At 52.7% G+C, this 16501-nt stretch carries 17 protein-coding genes; 9 read left to right on the top strand and 8 right to left on the bottom strand.

Annotated features, from left to right (window positions below; genetic code table 11):
• The first annotated feature begins 130 nt into the window (after positions 1-130).
• From Q9292_RS09605 to Q9292_RS09585, 5 genes are all read left to right on the top strand, one after another.
• Complete coding sequence (locus Q9292_RS09605) at positions 131-1288, top strand: sialidase family protein (protein ID WP_313987344.1); 1158 nt, start codon at positions 131-133, stop codon at positions 1286-1288.
• 118 nt (positions 1289-1406) lie between these two features.
• Positions 1407-3989 (top strand): ATP-dependent chaperone ClpB, encoded by a 2583-nt coding sequence (clpB, locus tag Q9292_RS09600; protein WP_313987341.1) that lies wholly within the window; start codon positions 1407-1409, stop codon positions 3987-3989.
• Positions 3990-4111: 122 nt separating this feature from the next.
• Positions 4112-4648, top strand: coding sequence for a hypothetical protein (locus Q9292_RS09595; protein ID WP_194748574.1), 537 nt, complete (start codon positions 4112-4114; stop codon positions 4646-4648).
• Between the two features lie 30 nt (positions 4649-4678).
• Positions 4679-5098, top strand: a complete 420-nt coding sequence (locus Q9292_RS09590; protein WP_194740530.1) for a secondary thiamine-phosphate synthase enzyme YjbQ — start codon at positions 4679-4681, stop codon at positions 5096-5098.
• Positions 5099-5133: 35 nt separating this feature from the next.
• Positions 5134-5433 (top strand): hypothetical protein, encoded by a 300-nt coding sequence (locus Q9292_RS09585; protein WP_313987334.1) that lies wholly within the window; start codon positions 5134-5136, stop codon positions 5431-5433.
• A gap of 47 nt (positions 5434-5480) precedes the next feature.
• On the opposite strand, the gene Q9292_RS09580 is transcribed toward Q9292_RS09585, so the two are convergent.
• Complete coding sequence (locus Q9292_RS09580) at positions 5481-6860, bottom strand: murein hydrolase activator EnvC family protein (protein ID WP_275356181.1); 1380 nt, start codon at positions 6858-6860, stop codon at positions 5481-5483.
• A gap of 16 nt (positions 6861-6876) precedes the next feature.
• Positions 6877-8427 (bottom strand): 2,3-bisphosphoglycerate-independent phosphoglycerate mutase, encoded by a 1551-nt coding sequence (gene gpmI, locus Q9292_RS09575; RefSeq protein WP_313987330.1) that lies wholly within the window; start codon positions 8425-8427, stop codon positions 6877-6879.
• Positions 8428-8573: 146 nt separating this feature from the next.
• Between gpmI and Q9292_RS09570 the strand changes: the two genes are divergently transcribed.
• The 4 genes from Q9292_RS09570 to Q9292_RS09555 all read left to right on the top strand — a co-directional run bounded on the left by Q9292_RS09570 (position 8574) and on the right by Q9292_RS09555 (position 10888).
• The gene (locus tag Q9292_RS09570) at positions 8574-8993 is read left to right on the top strand and encodes a rhodanese-like domain-containing protein (RefSeq protein ID WP_194748570.1); all 420 of its coding nucleotides are present in this window, start codon (positions 8574-8576) and stop codon (positions 8991-8993) included.
• 11 nt (positions 8994-9004) lie between these two features.
• Complete coding sequence (grxC, locus tag Q9292_RS09565) at positions 9005-9262, top strand: glutaredoxin 3 (RefSeq protein ID WP_194748569.1); 258 nt, start codon at positions 9005-9007, stop codon at positions 9260-9262.
• Positions 9263-9357: 95 nt separating this feature from the next.
• Complete coding sequence (gene secB / locus Q9292_RS09560) at positions 9358-9834, top strand: protein-export chaperone SecB (RefSeq protein WP_194748568.1); 477 nt, start codon at positions 9358-9360, stop codon at positions 9832-9834.
• Between the two features lie 61 nt (positions 9835-9895).
• Positions 9896-10888 (top strand): NAD(P)H-dependent glycerol-3-phosphate dehydrogenase, encoded by a 993-nt coding sequence (locus Q9292_RS09555; protein WP_313987324.1) that lies wholly within the window; start codon positions 9896-9898, stop codon positions 10886-10888.
• Between the two features lie 20 nt (positions 10889-10908).
• On the opposite strand, the gene Q9292_RS09550 is transcribed toward Q9292_RS09555, so the two are convergent.
• The 6 genes from Q9292_RS09550 to Q9292_RS09525 all read right to left on the bottom strand — a co-directional run bounded on the left by Q9292_RS09550 (position 10909) and on the right by Q9292_RS09525 (position 16349).
• Complete coding sequence (locus Q9292_RS09550) at positions 10909-11331, bottom strand: cupin domain-containing protein (RefSeq protein ID WP_313987322.1); 423 nt, start codon at positions 11329-11331, stop codon at positions 10909-10911.
• Between the two features lie 148 nt (positions 11332-11479).
• Positions 11480-12097, bottom strand: coding sequence for an FKBP-type peptidyl-prolyl cis-trans isomerase (locus tag Q9292_RS09545; protein WP_409934493.1), 618 nt, complete (start codon positions 12095-12097; stop codon positions 11480-11482).
• 303 nt (positions 12098-12400) lie between these two features.
• The gene (gene groL / locus Q9292_RS09540; RefSeq protein WP_194748563.1) at positions 12401-14041 is read right to left on the bottom strand and encodes a chaperonin GroEL; all 1641 of its coding nucleotides are present in this window, start codon (positions 14039-14041) and stop codon (positions 12401-12403) included.
• 46 nt (positions 14042-14087) lie between these two features.
• Positions 14088-14375, bottom strand: a complete 288-nt coding sequence (locus Q9292_RS09535; protein WP_018986062.1) for a co-chaperone GroES — start codon at positions 14373-14375, stop codon at positions 14088-14090.
• A 317-nt stretch (positions 14376-14692) separates the two neighbouring features.
• Complete coding sequence (locus Q9292_RS09530) at positions 14693-15124, bottom strand: hypothetical protein (RefSeq protein WP_313987314.1); 432 nt, start codon at positions 15122-15124, stop codon at positions 14693-14695.
• A gap of 826 nt (positions 15125-15950) precedes the next feature.
• A complete protein-coding gene (locus Q9292_RS09525) occupies positions 15951-16349 on the bottom strand; it encodes a hypothetical protein (protein ID WP_313987312.1) in 399 nt (132 codons plus the stop codon).
• Between the last annotated feature and the right edge of the window lie 152 nt (positions 16350-16501).

The following is a 16501-nucleotide window of genomic DNA, read 5'->3' as shown; positions in this document are numbered from 1 at the left end:
TAAGTGGGTTAACGGCGCAGTTGGCGCTAAACTTTAGCGAGTTTCACTTGTGTTAATGAACGTCAATTTTATACATAAAATCAATCTGCTCAGGCACGGGTTAAGCGTGGTTTTAGGGCTATTTGTCCTGATGACAAGCTGGGTGGATTGTGCGCAAGCGCACGAAGGTCATGAGGGCCATGCCGAGCAGGCGCCCAACGCCCTGGCCGTCAGTGTCGCGCCCGAGGGTGCCGGCCGCATCTGGCTGGCTCAGGCCAGGCAGGGTCAGGTCTGGGTGTCTTTGCTGGATGCCACGGGCAAACCCCTTGGTCGGGAAACCGTGGTCAATCCGTTGCCGATGAAAGTGGCCGCCGATGGCGAAGCCAGGCCCAAGATTGCGGTTGGCCCCAATGGCCATCTGTATGTCACCTGGACCGAATCGCTGAAAAAGCCTTATGCCGGCTATATCTGGTTTGCACGCTCTACCGATGGCGGCAAAAGCTTTGAGGCCCCTTATATCGTGCACCAGCACCGCGATGAAATCACCCACCGTTTTGACAGTTTGCACGTGGCCGCCAATGGCACCATCACCGTGGCCTGGGTGGATAAACGTGATTTGCTGGCCGCCAAGGCTACGGGTAAACCGTATGATGGTGCTGCCATTTACTATGCGGTTTCAAGCGATCAAGGCAAAAGTTTTGCCCCAGAACAAAAATTGGCGGATAGCAGCTGCGAGTGTTGCCGGATTGCCATGACCAGCAAGCCGGATGGCACGGTGGCGGTCTTGTGGCGGCATGTCTTTGAGGGCAGTGAGCGCGACCATGCCATGGCCGAAATTGGTGGCACCGGCAAACCGGTGCTGGTGCGTGCCAGTTATGGTCACTGGAAACTGGATGGTTGTCCGCATCATGGTGCTGCGATTGCGGTTGGTGAAGGCTTTGGCTATCACCTGGCCTATTTTGATGGGGCAGGGGACAAGCCCGGCTTGCGGCTGGCGCGCATGGATGGCCAAGCCTGGGTGAGCTCACCGCCGAAACGGATTGGTGACCTCAAACGCAATGCCAGTCATCCGGCCTTGTTGAGCGTGGCCGATAAAGTCTGGCTGGCCTGGCAAGAGCGGGATAGCAGCGGTTTTGATATTGTGGCCATGGTCTCTGTGGATGGTGGCCGTACCTGGGGCGCGCCCAGTGTCATGCTGCATAGCACGACCAAGCTGGATTACCCGCAATGGCTCAATTTACAAGGCCAGGTGTCGCTGGCCGTGAATACCAGTGATCAAGGCTTGAAAGTCCTGCCATTCGCAAAATAGCCAGCTCAAAAACGCTGTCATTTGATCTGGCGCTATTGAAAACGTAAAAACCCGCCGCATTATATGGGTATCCAGCCGCAAGCGTGCGGCGATACTTTAAATCAAGAAAGGGTTTGCCATGCGTTTTGATAAACTCACGACTAAATTTCAACAGGCCCTGGCCGATGCGCAGAGCATGGCCGTCGGGGCGGACCATCCCACCATAGAAGCGCCTCACTTGTTGCTGGCCATGCTCAACCAGGACGACAGTGGGGTAGCGGCGCTGTTGTCTCGCGCAGGCGCGCAAGTCAGCGCACTTAAAACCGGGTTGCAGCAAGCCATAGACAACCTGCCCAAAGTCAGCGAAAACAGCGGCGATGTCAGCGTGTCGCGCGACCTCAATAATTTGCTCAATGTCACTGACAAGCTTGCGCAAAAGAGTGGCGACAGCTATATCGCCAGCGAAATGTTCTTGCTGGCGCTGGCCGAAGATAAAGGCCCCACCGGGCAACTGCTCAAGCAACATGGCTTGAGTAAAACTGCACTTGAGCAGGCGATTAAAGCCGTGCGCGGCAATGATTCCGTCAACAGCCAGGAAGCGGAAGGCCAGCGCGAAGCGTTGAAAAAATACACGCTGGACCTGACCGAGCGCGCCCGTGCTGGCAAGCTGGATCCGGTGATTGGCCGCGATGACGAGATTCGGCGCGCCATTCAGGTTTTGCAGCGCCGCACCAAAAATAATCCGGTATTGATCGGTGAGCCCGGCGTGGGTAAAACCGCGATTGTAGAAGGCCTGGCGCAGCGTATCGTCAATGGCGAAGTGCCTGATTCGCTTAAAAACAAAAAAGTATTGAGCCTGGACATGGCTGCCCTGTTGGCCGGGGCCAAATACCGCGGCGAATTTGAAGAACGTTTGAAAGCGGTGCTCAAGGAGCTGGCGCAAGACGAAGGCCAGACCATCGTCTTTATTGACGAGATTCATACCATGGTCGGTGCCGGCAAATCTGAAGGCGCGATGGATGCCGGCAATATGCTCAAGCCTGCATTGGCCCGGGGTGAGCTGCATTGCGTGGGCGCGACCACGCTGGATGAATACCGTAAATACATCGAAAAAGATGCGGCCTTGGAGCGTCGCTTCCAGAAGGTGCTGGTGGATGAACCTAGCGTCGAGGCGACCATTGCCATCTTGCGCGGTTTGCAGGAAAAGTACGAATTACACCACGGTGTGGAAATTACCGATCCGGCCATTGTCGCGGCGGCAGAACTGTCTAACCGTTATATTACGGACCGTTTTTTGCCGGATAAGGCCATCGACCTGATCGACGAGGCGGCTTCGCGTATCAAGATGGAGATCGACTCCAAGCCGGAAGTGATGGATAAGCTGGATCGCCGACTGATTCAGCTTAAGATTGAGCGTGAAGCCGTGCGCCGCGAGAAAGATGAAGCCAGCCAGAAACGCTTTGGCCTGATTGAAGAAGAAATCAGCAAGCTTGAAAAAGAGTATGCCGACCTCGAGGAAATCTGGAAAGCGGAGAAGGCTGCCGTACAAGGCTCGGCAGGCGTGAAAGAGGCGATTGAAAAAATTAAACTGGAGATGGAAGCCGCCAAACGCAAAGGGGACTGGCAAAAAGTCTCAGAGTTGCAGTATGGCAAATTGCCGCAACTCGAAGCCCAGTTGAAGCACGCGTCAAGCGCTGAAGCGAGTGGCACGGTCAAACATAAAATGTTGCGTACCGAAGTCGGTGCCGATGAAATTGCTGAAGTGGTCAGCCGGGCTACCGGCATCCCGGTCAGTAAAATGATGACCGGCGAGCGCGAAAAACTGCTCAATATGGAAAATAGCCTGCATGCGCGCGTGGTGGGGCAGGACGAAGCGGTTCGGCTGGTCTCGGATGCGATCCGCCGTTCACGCAGTGGCTTGAGTGACCCTAACCGACCATATGGCAGCTTTTTGTTCCTGGGGCCGACTGGCGTGGGTAAAACCGAGTTGTGCAAGGCGCTGGCCAACTTTCTGTTCGACAGTGAAGACCATCTGGTGCGCATAGACATGAGTGAGTTTATGGAAAAACACTCGGTCTCGCGTTTGATTGGTGCGCCCCCCGGCTATGTTGGCTATGAAGAAGGCGGCACGCTGACCGAAGCCGTGCGCCGCAAGCCTTATTCAGTCGTATTGCTGGACGAGGTGGAAAAAGCGCATCCGGATGTGTTTAACGTGTTGCTGCAAGTGCTGGACGATGGTCGCCTGACCGATGGCCAGGGGCGGACGGTAGACTTTAAGAATACCGTCATTATCATGACCTCTAACCTGGGTAGCCAGATGATCCAGAGCATGAGTGACCAGGATGATCAGGTGGTTAAACTGGCGGTGATGGGTGAGGTGAAGACGCACTTCAGGCCAGAGTTCATCAACCGGATTGATGAGGTGGTCGTGTTCCATTCACTGGGAGAAGCGCATGTGAAGTCGATTGCCAATATCCAGTTGCAATTGCTGGCCAAACGGCTGGCGGCCATGGAGATGCAACTCGACGTCACCGACGCAGCGCTGGCCGAAATTGCCAATGCAGGCTTTGATCCCGTCTATGGCGCACGTCCGCTCAAACGCGCCATTCAAAGTGAAATTGAGAATCCGCTGGCACGTGAAATCCTGGCTGGGCAGTTTGCAGCCAAAGACACGATACAGGTGGATTTTCAGGGTGGGAAAATGCAGTTCCGCAAAGCCTGAGTGTCAGTGCACTCATCTTGAGCGCAGCGTAGTCATCTGCATGCAGGCTGAACCTGTGGTGCAGGCAAAGGGTCATATTCGTATGACCCTTTTTTATTGTGCGGGTGTAAAATGGAGCAACTATGCGAGACTCACAAGCTTGGCGTTTGTCCTTGATCATTTTTTTGCTCGGTTTGATGAGCGGATGCGCGACACAACCACCGCAGCCGGTGCAGATTGACCGTATTTCTCCCGAGCAACTCGCTGCGCTGGTGCCACCGCCGCAGTCGACGTTGAGTTTGGATGAGATTGTGACCATGAGCAAGCAGGGCAAGACGGATGCCGAGATTATTGACGCAATCAAGCAGTCGCAATCGCGTTATGCACTAACCCCTTCTGAGGTGCTGTCATGGCATCAAAAAGGCATTTCCAAAGGCGTGCTTGATTATATGCAGCAGGCGAATGCGCTGGCGCAGCAAAATGCCATCGCCGATGAGATTAACAAGCGTGAAAAAGCGCGCGCTGAGGCAGAAGCCAAGTTAAAGCGTGAGCGGGATTATGCCCGGTTGCGCAGCATGGATCCCTGGTTTTACGGGCCAGGTTTTTACGGCGGCCCCGGTTTTTATGGTGGCCCTTGGGGACCCCGACCCTATTGGGGCGGCGGCTGGCGTTACTGGTAAACTGACGCTGATTTACGGATAGATTGATGGATGCGACAACAGCACGAAACCCTCTCTATTAATGCCCAAGGTCGGCGTTTGTATGACATCACGCCGCAGGTATTGCAATGGGTGCAGCAATCCGGCATTCAGTCCGGCTTGTTGACGCTGTATATCCAGCACACTTCAGCCAGCCTGCTGATCAATGAAAATTATGACCGCGATGTGCTGGTGGACCTGGAAGCCTTTTTTAACCGGCTGGTACCGGATGGCGATGACCTGTTCATTCATACCGTTGAGGGCCCGGATGACATGCCTGCACATGTGCGTACCGCGCTGACACAAACCAGTTTGTCGATTCCTGTGCTACAAGGCAGGGTTGCCCTGGGCCAGTGGCAAGGCATTTTTTTGTTTGAGCATCGACACCTGCCTGCCCGCAGACGCGTCCTCATGCATGTGATGGGTGAATAAGATTTTTGAGTATTTGATAGAAGTGTCGTATTGCCGTGCGTTATTCTGAACTGTTTTTATCTCTGACCTGTAGTTTCTTGGTGGTGGCTTGTAGCGAAGATGCGCCAAGCCAAGCGTCTACAGCGCTTCCCCTGCCACCCAGTGATGTGTCGTCCAATGATCTGGCGCCGCCAGCGGATGCCATGCCAGCAGCGGGGGGCACGCGCTCCGTGCAACTCATGCAGGTCTCTAACACTACGCTTACCATGTCGCAAGCAGAGCTGGACAAGTTGTATCTGGAAGCCAGGCAGCATGTGCGCGAGGCCGTGGATTCTTCAACAGAAGAACGGTACTAGGACCGCGCGCCGACCAGGACACCGGGGTGCGCAAGGCGGGCCAACGCCTAACGCACACTACTCCATTGCAGCGGATCAAACGGCACACTGTTGCGGCGCAGTTCGTAATAAACCCCATTTTCAGCATTGCCACCGCTATTGCCCACCGCGGCAATCGTATCGCCCGCTTTAACACTTTGCCCTGACGATTTGTACAAGGCCTCGTTGTTACCGTACAGGCTCATGTAGCCGTTGCCGTGGTCAATCACAATCAGGTTGCCAAAGCCACGCATCCAGTCGGCAAACACCACTTGCCCGCCCGCGACCGATTTCACCTCGCTGCCCTCCCTGGCGCGGATGAAGATGCCTTTCCAGCTTACCCCGGTCTCTGCCCGGGCCGTGCCAAAACGGTTGATCACATCGCCGCGTACCGGCAGGCGCAAGCGTCCCCGTAACTGGGCAAAGTTTTCCTTGTTGGCATTGTATTCAGGTAGCGTTTCGTTTTTGGCAATCACGGTGCTGCTTTGCGTGTCGCTGCCTGAGTCATCGACTGTTGCTTGCGGCGTATGCTCAAACGTGCGGCCGCCGGATTTCTTTTTACGCGCCGCCAGTTCAGCGGCTTTTTTAGCCGCCGCTTCTTTCTCGCGCTTGGCTTTCGCCAGCGCTTCCTGCTCACGTTTCTTGGCCTCGGCCAGCAAGCGCTGGAACAACTGTGACAGCGCTTCTTCGTCTTTTTTCAGCCGGACCATCTGCTGTTCTTGCGTTTCGATCTGTTTGGACAGCTCTTTTAACGCCTCGCTACGCAGTGATTTTTCGTTTTCCAGTTTTTGCGTGGTGTCGCTGTATTGGCTGGCCAGACGTTCGGTTTCGTGCAATTGTTCGGTGGTTTGCGTGCGGACGCGGTCTATGGCTTCCTGGTTGGTTTGCAGCGACTGAATCTGCTGCTGGTGCGCCGCCGTCAGATAGCCCAGGTATTTGAGATTGCGTGCCGTGTTGTTGGGGTCCTGTTGTTGCAACAACATTTGCAGCGGGCTATGGTTGCCATGCCGATATTGCTGGTTTAGCTGCTCGTTGAGCGATTGTTTTTGCTGGTTGACCTGACGTTGCAGGCCGTTGAGTTGTTTTTGCAAGTCTTGTAATTTGCTGCGGTTTTCCAGCTGCGCATCCTGAATCTCGCGCAATTTTTTGCGGGATGCGCTGATGGCCGTTTCCGAAGCCTTGAGCGCTTCATGTGCATCCTGTTTGGCCACGCGCGAAGCTTTGAGCGCATTGGCCAGTTGCTGGATTTTCTCTTTGACCTGTTCGAGATCGCCTTTGGTCGTTTCTGTTTTGTCCGCAGGCGCGGCCTGCGCTGGCAGGCTCACGGCGCCACAGAGCCAGAGGCCTGCCAACAGGCTAAAGCACTTGATCGCTGGCTTTGCCAGCTGCTTAACGATGATCGGAGTCATGCACCTGAGCGGCCACTCAGGCCGCAGCATTCAACTGGATCAGCGACTGGCCGGTCATTTCTGCAGGTTGCGCGACCCCCATCAGCGATAACAAGGTCGGTGCAATGTCTGACAGTGCGCCGCCGCTACGAATCACCGCCTGGCGCCCAACGTAAATAAAGGGTACCAGGTTGGTGGTGTGCTGGGTGTGTGCCTGCGCACTGGTGTGGTCAAACATGCTCTCGGCATTGCCATGGTCGGCGGTAATAATCACTTCAGCGCCGGTTTTTTGGGCAGCCGCCACAATCCGGCCGACACAGGTGTCCAGCGTTTCTACCGCTTTAATGGCCGCTTGCAAGTTGCCGGTATGGCCCACCATATCGCCATTGGCATAGTTGCAGATCACGGCCTGGTATTGCTGTGATTCAATGGCGGCGACCAGTTTGTCGGTGACTTCTGGCGCACTCATTTCTGGTTGCAAGTCATAGGTCGCAACTTTGGGTGAAGGCACCAGAATGCGGTCTTCACCAGCAAAAACGGTTTCTTCACCGCCGTTGAAGAAGAATGTCACGTGCGGATACTTTTCGGTCTCGGCAATACGCAATTGCTTGAGCCCAAGTTTAGAGACATATTCGCCAAAGGTATTGGGCACGGTGTAGGGCGCGAAAATCGGTTCTGCCAGCGTCTGGTTTTTGTCGTACTGGGTCAGCGTGAAATAGTGGCTAAAGCGTGGCACCCGGCTGCGCTCAAAGCCTGCAAACTGCTGGTTGAGCAGGGCATCGGTCAGCTGGCGGGCGCGGTCACTCCTGAAGTTCATGAACACCAGGCAGTCACCGTCTTCCATACGCACGGGGGCTTTGTCAGCCGCGCGAATCGCCGTGCACTTCACAAACTCGTCGCTTTCATCGCGGGCATACGCTTGCTGCAAGGCGGTCAGGCTGTCTGCCGCCACATATTCGGCTGTACCATTGACCAGCAACTCATAAGCCACCGAGACCCGCTCCCAGCGCTTGTCGCGGTCCATGCCATAAAAGCGGCCGCCCACAGAGGCCACCCGGCCAACGCCCAGCTGCTGGAGATGGTCTTCGAGCGCTTGCAGGTAAGGCTGTGCGCTTTTGGGCGGGGTATCCCGGCCATCGAGAAAGGCATGCACATACACCTTGCTCAGGCCCTGTTGTTTGGCCATTTCGAGCAGGGCGTGAATATGCGGCTGGTAGCTATGCACGCCGCCATCAGACAGCAGTCCCAGGATATGCAGCGCTTTGTTACTGGCTTTGAGGGCCTGCATGGCATTGACCAGGGCGGGTAACTTGAAAAACTCACCACTGCTGATGCTGTTATTAATGCGCTCAAAGTCTTGAAAGACAATGCGTCCCGCCCCAATATTCAGGTGACCCACTTCAGAATTGCCCATTTGGCCGTCTGGCAGGCCGACATAGTGTTCGGAGGCGTTGATCAGGCTGTGGGGGTAAGTGGCTTTGAGCCGGTCGAGGTTAGGCGTGTTTGCCTGTAAAACAGCATTGTGTTCACGGGTCTCGCTGTGGCCAAAACCATCGAGGATCAGCAATATGACAGGTTTGATAGACATGGCTAACAATCTTTAAAAGTGGTGACGAAATGTCGGATTGATGAATTCGTCTATTATAATCGCAACCGCTGGTCACGCCTACCCAAGCGGCCAGTCTCCTGAAGACCGCACACCGGTCGTCATAACCCAACAAAGTGAGTAATGCTGTGGAATTTTTAAAACATAATGTGTTGTTAATCGGACTGGCGGTGGGCTCTGGCCTGGCGCTGATCTTGCCCATGCTGAGCCGTTCTGCGGCGGGGGCAACTGTGCTCTCAGTCACTGAAGCCGTAATGCTGATGAATAGAAAATCTGCCTTGGTACTGGATGTGCGCGAGGCGGACGAATTTGCCCAGGGGCATTTGCAGGGTGCGCGCCATATTCCGCTTGCGCAACTGGCTGACCGCATAAATGAAATTCAAAAATTCAAGGAAAAGCCGGTGTTGCTGGTTTGCCAGCGCGGCAGCCGCGCCAACGCCGCTGCCAAATTGCTCAAGGCACAGGGCTTTACCACGTTGAATGTGCTCAAAGGTGGCATGGCCGCCTGGGTGGAGGCCAAGATGCCAGCCACCAAGTCATCCACTTGAAAGGAATCATGATGGCAAAAGTAGTGATGTATACCTCGGCAGTCTGCCCTTATTGCATCAATGCCGAACGGTTATTGAAAAACAAGGGCGTGACCGAAATTGAAAAAATTCGTGTCGATTTGCAGCCAGAGTTACGGGCCGAAATGATGGAAAAAACCGGCCGCCGTACTGTGCCACAGATTTTTATTGGCGAGCACCATGTTGGCGGCTTTGATGACTTGCATGCCCTGGATGTGCAGGGCGGTCTGGACCCGTTGCTGGCCGCTTGAAGTGACCTGTCCGCTGTCATAAAAAACCCATAGTCAGGCCAGGGATGTCCGGTTAGAATAGCGCCTTTGTGTATTGATAATTTTAAGGACGATTCATGGCTCAGGAACCACAAAACCAAGCGGACCAAAACGCAGCACCGATTTTCAGCATCGAAAAATTGTATGTGCATGATGCTTCTATCGAAGTGCCTAATGCTCCAGCGATTTTCACCGAGCGCACGACGCCACAGATCAATGTAGAGCTGGGCAATACGGCACAACAGGTTGAAGACGGTATTTTCAACGTCTCCATCAAAGTGACTGTGACCGCGAAAATCGAAGATAAAACCGCATTCCTGGTAGAAGTGAACCAATCCGGTATTTTTGCCATCCGCAACGTGCCACAAGAAAACATGGAGCCTATCCTGGCGGTGGCTTGCCCTAACATCTTGTTCCCTTATGCACGCGAAGCCATCTCCGATATGGTTACCCGTGCTGGCTTCATGCCCGTGTTGTTGAACCCGATCAACTTCGAAGCCTTGTACCTGCAACAGCAGCAACAAGCTGCGCAAGCGGCTGGCGCCCCTAACTAATTTCGTCTCACTTTGTCAGTCACCGCAGACACCTCGCGGTGACTGATCAGGATCCATCCAAATGAGTAAAGTTGCCGTTCTTGGTGCAGGTGCCTGGGGTACTGCACTTGCCATGCATATTGCCTTGCAACACGAGGTGGTGTTGTGGGCGCGTAATAGCGGGCACGTTTCTGGCATGCGCAAGGCGCGTGCCAATCCGCTGTATCTGGGCGACTTTGCTTTCCCTGAAAAACTCTCGGTAGAGGATGATCTGGCTGCAGCGATTGATGGCGCCGATTTGATTTTATCCGTGGTGCCTACGGCGGGTTTCCGGCCGATTTTGCAGCAACTCAAAAGTTTGGGCATACAACAGCCCTTGATCTGGGCCAACAAAGGCCTGGAGCCGAAAACGGCAAAACTGCCTTTTGAAGTGGCGCAAGAGGAGTTGGGCGCAGAGTATCCGTGGGGCGTGTTAAGCGGCCCCAGCTTTGCCGCCGAACTGGTGCGAGGCCTGCCAACGGCAATTACACTCGCCGCCAATCACCGCGAGCTGGCGCAGCAATCGGCACAGCTGATTCATGGCGGCTGCTTGCGCGTCTACGATAGCGTCGACGTGGTCGGCGCTTCGGTGGGCGGGGCGGTTAAAAACGTGATGGCGATTGCCGCCGGTATCTCTGACGGCATGGGCTTTGGTAACAATGCGCGCGCTGCCATGATCACGCGGGGCTTAGCCGAAATCACCCGCTTTGGCATGGCGCTGGGTGCCAAGGCCGAGACCTTTATGGGCTTGGCGGGGGCAGGCGACTTGATTCTGACCTGTACCGGCCAATATTCGCGTAACCGTGAAGTCGGTTTGCAACTGGCTTCTGGCAAATCATTAGAGAGCATTCTGGCGGGATTGGGCCACGTGGCAGAAGGCGTCAACACTGCGCGTGAAGTCATGCGTCGTGCCGAAACCATAGACGTCGAAATGCCCATCACTTTTGAAGTCAATCAACTACTCACCAACCAGAAAACGGCGCAAGCAGCCGTCAGCGCCTTGTTGGGTCGCGGTCAGCGACAAGAGTCCGTCTAGGTTTTTTGCCAGCGGCTTGATCAGCCAAGCACAGTGGCCTGAGCCGCATAGACCCGCACACTTTCCTGCTCATTGGCATCGTTACGTGCCACGAGCGCAATCGCTTCGGTATCAGGGCTCAAATTGACTGGCTGATGCGGCACCCCTGCCGGGATGAAAATAAAGTCGCCCGCTTGATTGGTGCATGACTTGCTCAAATTTTTACCATAAAACGTTTGCACTTCACCCTTCAGTAGGTAAATCGCCGTTTCAAAGCCTTGATGGTAATGCGGTTGCGCTTTTGCCGCTGGCGGGATCACCACGATATTCATCGAAATGCCCCTGGCCCCCGCCGTCATTTGAGAGATGCCCACATAATTGGGCAGGTGCTGAATGGTATCTATGCTGTGTTCAGGGCGCACAGTCACGATTTCACCGGTTAAGTTTAATTGAGGATCTTGCATCTGTGGCGCTCGACAATGTGAAAGATTCACAAAGTCTAACAATAGCGCAGGCATGGAGGCAAGCCGGGAATCGGCGGCCCCGTGAAAAAGGGCACCCGACGGGTGCCCTGAATCTGTATTGCCTTGAATTTGTATTACTAGGACCGGCTTATTCGATAGCCAACAACTCAACCTGAAACACCAACGTCGCATCCGGGCCAATCACCGGGCCGCTGCCGTTTGCGCCATACGCCAGGTGCGATGGGATAGTCAGCTCAAACTTGCTACCTACGTTCATCAACTGCAAGCCTTCTACCCAGCCTGCAATCACGCCAGTCACCGGAAACACAATCGGTTCGCCGCGCTGATAAGAGCTATCAAACACCGTGCCGTCGGTCAGTGTGCCGTGGTAGTGGACTTTGACACGGTCGCTGGTGGTAGGCTTGGCGCCATCGCCTGCGACCAGTTGTTTATACTGCAAGCCACTTGCTGTTGTGGTTACGCCTTCTTTTTTCGCATTGTCTGCCAGATAGGCTTCACCTGCCGCCTTGTTTTTCGCGTGGGCAGCCATCTGTCTGGCCTGGCTCTCTTGTTGTACTTGTTCCACTGTGCTGCGTTTTTCGTCGTCGGTCATGCGTGAAGCATTGCCGGCCATCACATCGCTCACTGCCAGCGCCACGGCCGCAGCATCCAGCTCCAGGCCGTCATTTTGCAATTGGTGAGCCATATTTTCGCCGACGATATAGCTCAGGCGTTGAGTGAGGGTGTTTAGAGTAGTCATATGAATTCTTTCGTGAGATGAGTATGCCGCGCATATGCGCCGCGCCATTCGCCATTATGGCGGAGAATGACAGATAAAACAAAACCCGCAGAAGCGGGTTTTGTTTGTGCGAATGCTTGTTAGGGCATTTCAACTTCAATGCCAAGGTGAGGCTAGGCGTTGAAACATTTACGACGCAGACAGTACATGAAGTACGGCAAGGACTAAATGTCAAAACTAACGACGCATCACCGATGCAGGGAAGATTGAAATGACATCATGCCGCGCCACTGTTTTGTATGGTCGGCAATGATGTCATCCAAGCAAAGGCTACATCATACCGCCCATGCCACCCATACCGCCCATATCACCACCCATCGCTGGTGCATCTTCTTTAGGCAATTCAGCCACCATGCAGTCAGTGGTCAGCATCAGGCCAGCCACAGAAGCCGCGTGTTGCAAGGCAGAGCGGGTCACTTTAGTTGGATCCAGTACGCCCATCTCAACCATGTCGCCATAGGTTTCGTTGGCTGCGTTGTAACCGTAGTTGCCTTTACCGGCAGCCACGTTGTTCACCACGACTGATGGTTCAACGCCAGCGTTCTGTGTGATCTGACGCAGTGGCTCTTCAACCGCACGCAGAACGATCTTGATGCCTGCTTCTTGATCCAGGTTGTCACCTTTCACTTTGGCAATCGCTTCGCGGGCACGAATCAATGCCACGCCACCGCCTGCCACAATGCCTTCTTCAACCGCAGCACGGGTCGCGTGCAATGCATCTTCCACGCGGGCTTTTTTCTCTTTCATTTCGATTTCAGTCGTCGCGCCAACCTTGATCACGGCAACACCGCCAGCCAGTTTGGCCACGCGCTCTTGCAGTTTTTCACGGTCGTAGTCGCTAGAAGCTTCTTCGATTTGTGTTTTGATTTGAGTGATACGGGCCTTGATCGCTTCTTCGTTGCCAGCACCGTCAATGATGATGGTGTTTTCTTTGCCCACTTCGATACGTTTGGCTTGACCCAGATCGTGCAGTTGTACGGCTTCCAGTTTCAGACCCACTTCTTCAGAGATCACAGTACCGCCAGTCAGAATCGCGATGTCTTCCAACATGGCTTTACGACGGTCACCAAAGCCTGGGGCTTTAACTGCAGTCGTTTTCAAGATGCCGCGGATGTTGTTCACTACCAGGGTTGCCAGCGCTTCGCCATCGACATCTTCAGCGATGATCAGCAATGGACGGCCAGCTTTCGCTACTTGCTCCAAGGTTGGCAGCAAGTCACGGATGTTGGAGATTTTTTTGTCGTGCAACAACACGAATGGGTTGTCCAGCAACGCGATTTGGCGCTCTGGGTTGTTGATGAAGTATGGAGACAGGTAACCACGGTCAAACTGCATACCTTCAACCACATCCAGCTCGTTGCTCAGGCCTGAACCGTCTTCAACAGTGATCACGCCTTCTTTACCCACTTTGTCCATTGCATCCGCAATGATCTGGCCAACAGAGGCGTCAGAGTTAGCAGAGATCGCGCCAACTTGGGCGATTTCTTTGCTGGTAGTACAGGGTTTGGATTGTGCTTTCAGGTCAGCTACAGCAGCTTCAACTGCTTTGTCGATACCGCGCTTCAGGTCCATTGGGTTCATGCCCGCAGCCACAGACTTCATGCCTTCACGGATGATGGCTTGTGCCAACACAGTCGCAGTCGTTGTACCGTCACCAGCGATGTCATTGGTTTTAGAAGCAACTTCTTTCACCATCTGTGCGCCCATGTTTTCGAACTTGTCTTTCAGTTCGATTTCTTTAGCCACAGACACACCATCTTTAGTGATGGTTGGCGCGCCAAAAGAACGCTCCAATACCACGTTACGGCCTTTAGGGCCCAAAGTTACACGAACAGCGTTAGCCAATACGTTAACGCCATTTACCATTTTTTGGCGAACGTCATCACCAAATCTTACGTCTTTAGCTGCCATTTAAATTCTCCTAAATTACAAATGTGTGGGATTGAGTTGCGAGTGATTACTCAACAATCGCCATAATGTCTTCTTCGCGCATCACCAACAGCTCTTCGCCGTTGACTTTCACTGTTTGGCCGGAGTATTTGCCGAACAATACTTTGTCGCCGACTTTCACGTCCAAAGCAATCGCCTTGCCGTTTTCATCTTTTTTGCCATTGCCAACTGCCTGAACCACACCTTGGTCTGGTTTCTCTGTTGCACTGTCAGGGATCACAATGCCAGAAGCAGTAGTGCGCTCTTCAGCAGCGCGTTTAACAATTACACGGTCGTGCAACGGACGAATGTTCATGAGATTCTCCTTGGAGTTTTCCTAAAGTGTTATAGGGATAACGTTAAAACTAAAACAATCAAAGCGGTACGCATTTTAGCACTCGCGCACCTTGATTGCTAATTTGGGGCGGGATTTTTTGATTTCAAGGGCTAATACATAAAAATTTTATGGGTTTTTGTCGTTTGCAATTTAACTTGAGATTTTTGCAATTCAAGTCGAGAGTGTCATTTCAGTAAAATCAGATAGTTAACGAACTTCTTAATCTCAAGGATTCAATAAAAGGAAGTTTTTTCTAAATTTGAGATTTAGGTTAACGTTTGAAGTCAGGGGCGCCACTAGTCGTCCCGCTTGATGGATGGGTGAGGTGGCGACGACAACCATAAAAAAGCCGCGATGTTTAAAGCCACACCTGCTGTAACAATTAGAAGATCATAAGGCACTGTCAGCAAATGAAGACTTACAAAATATGGAAGATTGGCGGAGGCTACAAGCCATGCTGCGCATATCCCAACTGCTCCACCTGAAATGATTCTGCTTAACTTGTAGTTTTTGATGAGCCGCCATGTGACCCAAATGAGAGGGATTGAGCAAACAAAAATTACAGGGGTGTAAGAGAAGCCAAAAACAACTTGCCAAAATAAAGTACCGAATACTGTTCCGTCTGTTTTTATAAAGAACGTTGCAACCATGCTGAAAAGACATAAAACAATAGAGGCCGCAAAAGAAGCGCCGAACAAATGTAGTGAATCAATGTTCTTCGTGCTCACATAGCCTCCTAACCGTTTGAATTAAGGGGCTGGCTTTGGCCAGTGATCTTGCCTGTAAAAAATGGACACCATCTAGCCGACACTTTTAATGCCGCCTTTTCTTACAGAGGGGTGTAAGCCCATTACCCCGCGATCACAACTCTCGCATACTAGGCCTAGCTCTGAGCCGTCGTGAGTGCCTTTGTGTTCATGCTTTCTAACGCAGCCGGGGAGAGACAATGATTCAATTAGACTGTTTGGAGAAAGGTAACAGTCGAAGTAAACTCACACACCTTTGACATTGCTCCAAGGCTTGCCTCTGAAAGTTTCGGGAATACCTTCAGACTTAATTTTTTCTTCAACTGGATTCAAATGTTCGCAAATCATCTGGCACCTAATGTCGAAAGTAAGGGGCGCGCTTTAGCGCGACCCGCTTGACTGACGGGTTAGAGCGGAGGAAAACAGCAAACCCGCAATAACCGCCAAGTTAAACAGAACCAGGCAAACCACCAGCCATGTGTCTGGCAACCCGTTACACATTTGTTGTCGCCCAAGCTCAACAGCTTTGATAAGAGCTGCCTGCACTTCGGGCTGCGAACACAATGAGCAGCCTATTTCTTTTGGAACAATTTGTGCCCATGTAACAAAGCAAGTGCCATAGGACGAAACTGCCCAAAAAAAATTAACAATTACAGCTAGCAGCAATAAACCCCAGCGGATCATATGTAGCTCTAACGTTTGAAGTAAGGGGTTGGCGACACTGGAGGCTCAACCTGCGTTATTAATAAACAATTCATAAAAGCATCTTCTCGCCAGTCCCGCTTGAATGATGGGCTAGACATTGAGGTTATTTGAAAAGCCAAGCAATTGTAGTGAACACACCAATTACGAGCATGGTAACTAGGAGACTCCCTGTAATTGCGAGTGCCCAGCCAATAACTTTGTTTGATGGGGAAGGTTTATCCGGTTCTTGCAAGCTATCAACACGCAAAAAACAATCAAATGCCACCGTGGAGTCGTTGGTAACTATAGACTCTAGATTCATTGGAATGAAATCAGACACTTTCTCATTCTGCTTCGGCAAAAATGCACCTTTCATGAATTCGAGGCCAAAGCGTAAATAACCCGCCTCTGTGGCTTTAAACAATGCTTCCTCTGGCCCATTTAGAAATTGGACTTCCGCACCTTCAATAGGTACCAACTCTTCTAACTCAGCAAGGAGAATATTGATGCGTTCCTTGTCCATTATGGTATGCCTAACGTTTGAGGTAAGGGGCTGGCGACATTGGCGACTCAACCCTCGTTATTAATAAACATTTCATAAAAGTGAATCGCCCCGGCTGCATTAGATACTTTTTAGCCTCATACTTGAGGTTAATAGGAGTATTAAATGAGCAA

Source organism: Methylophilus sp. VKM B-3414 (assembly GCF_032248435.1).
GTDB classification, from domain to species: domain Bacteria; phylum Pseudomonadota; class Gammaproteobacteria; order Burkholderiales; family Methylophilaceae; genus Methylophilus; species Methylophilus glucosoxydans.
This window is presented reverse-complemented; position numbering and strand designations above follow the sequence as displayed.